A 6251-nucleotide genomic window follows, 5' to 3' on the forward strand; every position below is an offset into this window, starting at 1 on the left:
ATTTCTTCGACCACTGCTTCATCGCCGGTTGAAAATACCTTATTTCAAGCCTGTCGTTGCAATTCCCTCCAGGAAGTACTTCTGGAACAGGAGGAAAATCGCCGTGATTGGCAGCAGTGACAGAGCGGACATCGCCAGCAGTGCGCCCCAATCAGACTGGCCAGTAGGATCAAATAGCGAGCGGATGCCAAGCTGCACCGTGAAGAGCTGGATATCGCTCAAATAGATCATTTGACTGAAGAAATCGTCCCACGACCAGATAAATGTAAAGATCGCCGTTGTAATGAGCGCGGGCACAAGCAGCGGCAGCATGATACGGAAATAAATTTGCCGCTGACTGCAGCCGTCGATCGTCGCACTCTCATCCAGCTCCCGCGGAATACCGCGGATGAACTGCACCATCAGCAGGATGAAAAAGGAATCATGGGCCAGCCATTTGGGCAGGATCAGCGGATAGTAGGTGTTGATCCACTGAAACTCGTTATAGATGATGTACTGTGGCACGAGTGTAACGTGGTAGGGAAGCATAATCGTCACCAGCATGAGCGCGAACCACAGCTTTTTGAGCCGGAATTCAAGTCGTCCGAAGGCGAAGGCCGCGAATGAACAGGTGATGATATTGCCGAGCACGCTCATAACCGCGATCAGCGCAGAATTCATGAAGAAGCGGCCGAAGGATACCCCGTTGAGTCCCCGCCAGCCATTGATGTAATTGTCGAGAGTGAACTGGGCAGGCCAAAGGCTTGTATTCGTGAAAATCATCGTATTTGGCTTGAAGGAACTGGCGATCAGCCACAACACCGGATACAGCATCCCGATACCCATCAAGATGATGACGAAATGTCTGGCCAAGCGGATCAAGTTTTTCCTAATCGTCATGGCCGTGCTACCTCCCTTCCTTGCCGTCGCCGTAGAATACCCAATATTTTGAGGTGATAAATACGACAGCGGTGAATATTGCGATGATGACCACCATAATCCAGGCCAGTGCGGAAGCATAGCCCATGTCAAAGAACGAGAAGCCTTTCAGGTACAGGTAAAGCGTGTAGAACATCGTTGCGTCAAGCGGACCGCCACGACCGTCTCCGATCATAAAAGCCGGCGTAAACGCCTGAAACGAATTGATAATGCTCATGATCAGATTGAAAAAAATGACCGGTGACAGCAGCGGGAGCGTAATCCGGAAAAACTGCCGCATTTTGCCCGCTCCGTCTACTTGGGATGCTTCGTATAGATCGGCCGGGATTTGCTTTAAGCCTGCCAGGAAAATCACCATCGCTGAGCCGAACTGCCAGACGGACAGCGTCACGATCGTATAGACGACGTAATCGGGATGAGATATCCAGGACGGCCCTTGGATGCCCAGACTGGCCAGAAACTGGTTGACGAGCCCTGTCCCTTCGAACAACTGCCGCCATACGATCGAAATCGCTACGCTGCCCCCGAGCAGGGACGGGAGGTAATAGACGGTTCGATAAATGCCAAGCGCCCTGATCCCTTTGTTAAGTGCCATCGCGACGAGCAGCGCGAAGGTCAGACGCAGCGGAACCGACAGGAAGACGTATTTGAAGGTTACAGCGAGCGATCCGGTGAACGTGCTGTCTTCGGTAAAAATGGTGATGTAATTGTCCAGTCCGATCCAGACGGGCGGGCTAAACAGGTTGAACTTGGTCATCGACAGGTACAAGGAACCAAGCATCGGACCGAGCGTCAGGCAGAAAAAGCCGATCAGCCATGGCAGCAAAAACATGTATGCGGTCAGGTTGTCCGGTGCTCCAGGCAGCTTGCGCATTGCGGTTCACGCCTCCTTTGGGTCGAACGGTAGTGGTATGGGTTTAGCATACCCGTGATGCGCAAGCGTTGGAATTCTATTTCTTCGGCTCCTCGTTATTAAATTTTTCAGGTTGCTGCTGACGGTACTCCGATGGGCTCATGCCGTATATCCGCTTGAATTTGGAGCTGAAATAGCTTGCATTGGAGAAGCCTGTGAGCTGTGCGATATCCCATAAGCTTAGCTTTGTCTCCTCCAGCAGGCGGGTAGCATGCGCCATACGAACATCGGTCAAGTAGTTAATGAACGTCTTGCCAACCTTCGCTTTAAACATCTCGGAGAAATACGACGGATTATAGTTAAAGCGTTCGGCGATCTTCGTTAAATTTAGATCGAACATGTAGTTGTCGTCTATGTAATGCCGCGCCGCTTCAAACGCCAGTCCAGCTTGTCCTTCTGCTGCCCCTCGTGTTGCTTCAGACATCCCCCTGTCCGCCACACCGCGCTCCTGGCTCGGCTTCTCTTTAACAAAATGAACGATGAAATGCTCCTTCATTTTCTTGTAATATTGCGATAACCGCCATTGGATGACAGCCGCCTCAGCTTGCTCGGCCCGTTCGGCGTCAAGCTCCTTGCAGAGACGTGTAAGTGCCTCTGTTAGCTCATCTCTGGCAACGGGTTTGAGCAAATAATCGCGGGCCTGGTTCCGGACCGCCGCCTTCGCATATCGGATATCCTCATAACCTGAAATGACGAGCAGCCGCAGCTCCGGATACTGCTCATGGCAAGCCTCCAGCAGGGAAACACCATTCATGAGCGGCATATTCATATCGGTTATGACGATATCGAACGCCTCCTCGGCAAGCTTTTCCATTGCTTCGACACCATTGCCCGCCTCCCCCACGAGCGTTAGACCAAGGTTCTCCCAATTTACCTTCAGCCTTAGACCTTGTCGGATTTCCGGCTCATCATCCACAATCAATACTCGGTACATGCGTTCACTCCTCCCGGATGGGCAAAATCAATTCAATGACGGTTCCTTCACCAGGAGTCGATTCGACCCGCAGCCCGAACAGCTCCCCGTAGTACAATCTGCAGCGGGCTAGCACGTTGCCAAGCCCGATTTCCCGGCTGCGGCTGGTCAAAATTTGGTCCAGTTGAGCGTAAGCAGCCTGGTCTGTCAGCTTACGCATCAGCCCTGCAGAGATGCCGGGACCGTTATCTGCGACCGATAGCCGAATGCAATCACCCTCTCTTTGCACACGGATATGCACATAGGCTTCAGACGAATGCCCGAAGCTGTATTTGACAGCGTTTTCAATGAGCGGCTGCAGAATAAATTTGATGATCGTTGCGCCGCCAAGCCCTTCCTCCTCCTGGAGGGTCAGGTGCAGCTTGTCACCGAAACGGACATCAAGAATTGAAATGTAATCCCTTACATATTTCAATTCTTCCTCAAGCCGGATCACATCGTCGCTAAGGCGGAGTGAGAACCGGAGCATTTTGCCGAGCGATTCGATCACCTGCACCGTATCGTCCGTCCGTTTCTGCATCGCCAGGGAGCTCATCAGCTCCAGCGTATTAAACAGGAAGTGCGGATTAATCTGCATAAGCAGCGCCTTGTACTCCGCCTGTTGGCGAAGCAGCTTCAGCTCGAACTCGGTTTGGATATGGCTGCGCAGCTGACCCACCATATTTCGAAACGTTGAGGTAACGAAGCCAACCTCATTGCGCACGCTGTGTTCAGCAGGCAGCCGCACTTCGGCACCAGCAAAATCACCCCGCTGGACATACTGCATGGCTGACACGAGGCGTGAGAGTGGTTTTGTAATGCCGTGCGACAGCCAAATGGCGATGAAGACCGACACGAGCAGCAAAATAACTGCAAACAACACGATGCTGTCCCGCAGCTTGAAAAGCTGGCCATACAGATCCGCTTCTGAGACGAAGCCAACCAGCATCCAGTCCGTGCGTATGAGCTTTTTGTACACCAATATTTCGGAGCCGTTCTCCTGTCCCGGGGTATATACGACACCATGCTTTTGTCTTTCCACGCTCAGCTCATCCACCTTGTTCATCATGTCTGTATGCAGACTGTATTCCGTCTGGGAAAGCATCGGCTGCAGGCGCTCATTCAGCAGAAAAATCGTGTCATTCTCCCCAAGATGAATCCGGTTCAACGGGTCCAGCAAATAAGACGAGCTAATATTCACCTTCATCACCGTTTTGGCAAGACCCGGCTCAAAGTGCCCAATCGGCATAAGCAGACTGATGACAGGCTTGTTATGATATTGCTGTGAATCGCGGTCAAGATGGGCCGGTACCCAGCGGATGCTCCGCTTCTTGAAATTCTGATACCACGGCTCCTCCTTGAAGGAGGCATCGTAGACCACCTCATTGTTCATACCAATTCGAAGTCCGTCCTCCCGGTAAAGGAACACGGATGAGACGATTGAATAATTGCTCGCCGTCTGCGTTAGAAAACGGCTGAAGGTGATGTTTGTGAGACTTCTCTCGCCCGCCGACAGTCCCGGGTCGGCCATAGCCAGCTCCCACTCGTGCGTCAACGTGTTGTTGAAGACAAGTGAGGAGAAATCATACATCTGCGACTGGGCCATATCGATGAAGGAGCCGTATTCGTCCATTTTCTCCAACGCGGAGGATTCGAGATATGAGCGGATAATTGAGCGCGACTCATTGAACAACAGCAGCGTCATCACAACGAAGGACAACAAGAACAGCAGCACAAATGCGGTGATCAGACGGCTTTTCAGCGAATACAGCATGCGGGTTCCTCCCTCAACCGGCTTTACGGACATTTGGGTATGGATGTCTTAAATGCTGATTACATTGCTTTGCGAACATCATAATCAGTTAAATCAATTTCCAGGTCTGCTCCTAATGCCAGCTTTGCAAGCTGGCTTCCGATAAAAGGCCCCATCGTTAATCCCGACGCTCCAAGTCCGTTCGCCGTTATAAGTCCTTCCCAGCCGGGAACAGCACCGATCACCGGCAGAAAACCGGGTGTAAAAGGACGAAAGCCTACTCTGACCTCCTGAAATGTGCTGTTCGCCAAACCAGGTGCCAATTCGATCCCTTTATTCACGATTTCCTGAATACCACCTGCAGTTATTCTTGTATCATAGCCTTCGACTTCATTTTCATGAGTCGCTCCGATGACGAACTTTTGTTCATCAAAAGCCAATAAATATTGATCCGAGGGCGGCATGACTACAGGCCAACGGCCAGTGTCTTGTTGATCAGGAGCCTGTAAATGCATGATTTGCGCTTTTTGAAAACGGACCTTAAAATCAATGCCCAAAGGCTGGAACAGTTGATTGGCCCACGCACCTGCACACACAATGACTTGGTCAGACGAGAAGCTTTGGGTACCGACAGCTACTCCTGTTACACAGTTCGACTGAAACTGAAGCTTGGCATCCCCGTTGACCAGGATAGCTCCGTTTCTTTGTGCCGATCGGATGAGCGCAGCGCGCAACGCACGACCGTCTATCCGGGCGGCCCCGCTAATATGTACAGAAGAATACCCTGCTGCTAACAGAGGAAACATGGCGTGGGTTTCTTCTTCATCGAGCCGGGTGATTTCAGCAATTTCCGGCGCATCCACCTTTCGAATACATGCCCGCTCCTCCATACTTTCAATTTTATCCAAATCACGATGAATACTAAGAGCTCCCACTTGAGCATAACCTGTTTCGGTCTCGCCCTCGCTTATGAGTTCTTTGATCAATCCGGGGTAAAAGCGGGCACCTGCCTTGGCCAGCCGATACCAGGCCTGATTGCGCCGCTGTGATAACCAGGGGCAAATGATGCCAGCTGCAGCGTCCGTAGCCTGTCCTTTATCTTCGCGGTCTACAATAAGTACATCCGCACCCATCTTTGCCAACTGGTATGCTGTTGATGCCCCAAGAATTCCTGATCCAATGACGATGACTTTCTGCATAATTACATCCCTTTCCTAAAGCACTGTATCCATTATAACGAACATGGCATGAAAGTATAATGCTCATCACGCTTACCGCATCATGCCTTTGCAACTGCTATGGCGTCAGCCTCTCGAGGAACTCGATTTTCTCCTGCGCCATCTTGATCCACTTGCATTTGCCTTCACAGAACTGTAGATTGCATATCAGTCCATCTGCTTTCAAGTCAAATAAAGAAGGGGCAGTCCCAAAAGTCATGAAAATGGCTTAGGGCGCCCCTTCTTCAATTTTGTTAAACCAGAAAATTGCGATTTCCGGTTGTTCTTTTTAAGTTGGGGGATGCACAAAAGCAGCGGAGAGAACGAAGCAATTCCGGAAAAGTGAAGCGTTCGCCTTTGGCCCGAAGGGTCAACAGTTATTATGAACGAGACAGACTCCCACGTACTTGCAATATCTTAGGTTACTTTGGCAATACAGGTAGTATAAGGGCCTGCGATCCAAAGCAGAGCTAAATTGCAAAGGAGAGTCTGTCTATG

At 51.0% G+C, this 6251-nt stretch carries 5 protein-coding genes; all 5 read right to left on the minus strand.

Annotated features, from left to right (window positions below; genetic code table 11):
* Positions 1-39: 39 nt before the first annotated feature.
* The 5 genes from OIN60_RS19180 to OIN60_RS19200 all read right to left on the minus strand — a co-directional run bounded on the left by OIN60_RS19180 (position 40) and on the right by OIN60_RS19200 (position 5735).
* Positions 40-879, minus strand: a complete 840-nt coding sequence (locus tag OIN60_RS19180) for a carbohydrate ABC transporter permease (protein WP_305756469.1) — start codon at positions 877-879, stop codon at positions 40-42.
* A 7-nt stretch (positions 880-886) separates the two neighbouring features.
* Positions 887-1792: a carbohydrate ABC transporter permease gene (locus tag OIN60_RS19185; RefSeq protein ID WP_305756470.1), complete on the minus strand. Its 906-nt coding sequence runs from the start codon at positions 1790-1792 to the stop codon at positions 887-889.
* 76 nt (positions 1793-1868) lie between these two features.
* Positions 1869-2765 carry a response regulator transcription factor gene (locus tag OIN60_RS19190; RefSeq protein WP_305756471.1) on the minus strand — a complete coding sequence of 299 codons (897 nt, stop codon included), beginning with the start codon at positions 2763-2765 and terminating at the stop codon, positions 1869-1871.
* A gap of 4 nt (positions 2766-2769) precedes the next feature.
* A complete protein-coding gene (locus tag OIN60_RS19195) occupies positions 2770-4557 on the minus strand; it encodes a sensor histidine kinase (RefSeq protein ID WP_305756472.1) in 1788 nt (595 codons plus the stop codon).
* 59 nt (positions 4558-4616) lie between these two features.
* The gene (locus tag OIN60_RS19200; protein ID WP_305756473.1) at positions 4617-5735 is read right to left on the minus strand and encodes an NAD(P)/FAD-dependent oxidoreductase; all 1119 of its coding nucleotides are present in this window, start codon (positions 5733-5735) and stop codon (positions 4617-4619) included.
* Between the last annotated feature and the right edge of the window lie 516 nt (positions 5736-6251).

The sequence above is a fragment of the Paenibacillus zeirhizosphaerae genome (genome assembly GCF_030705605.1).
Taxonomy (GTDB): domain Bacteria; phylum Bacillota; class Bacilli; order Paenibacillales; family Paenibacillaceae; genus Paenibacillus; species Paenibacillus zeirhizosphaerae.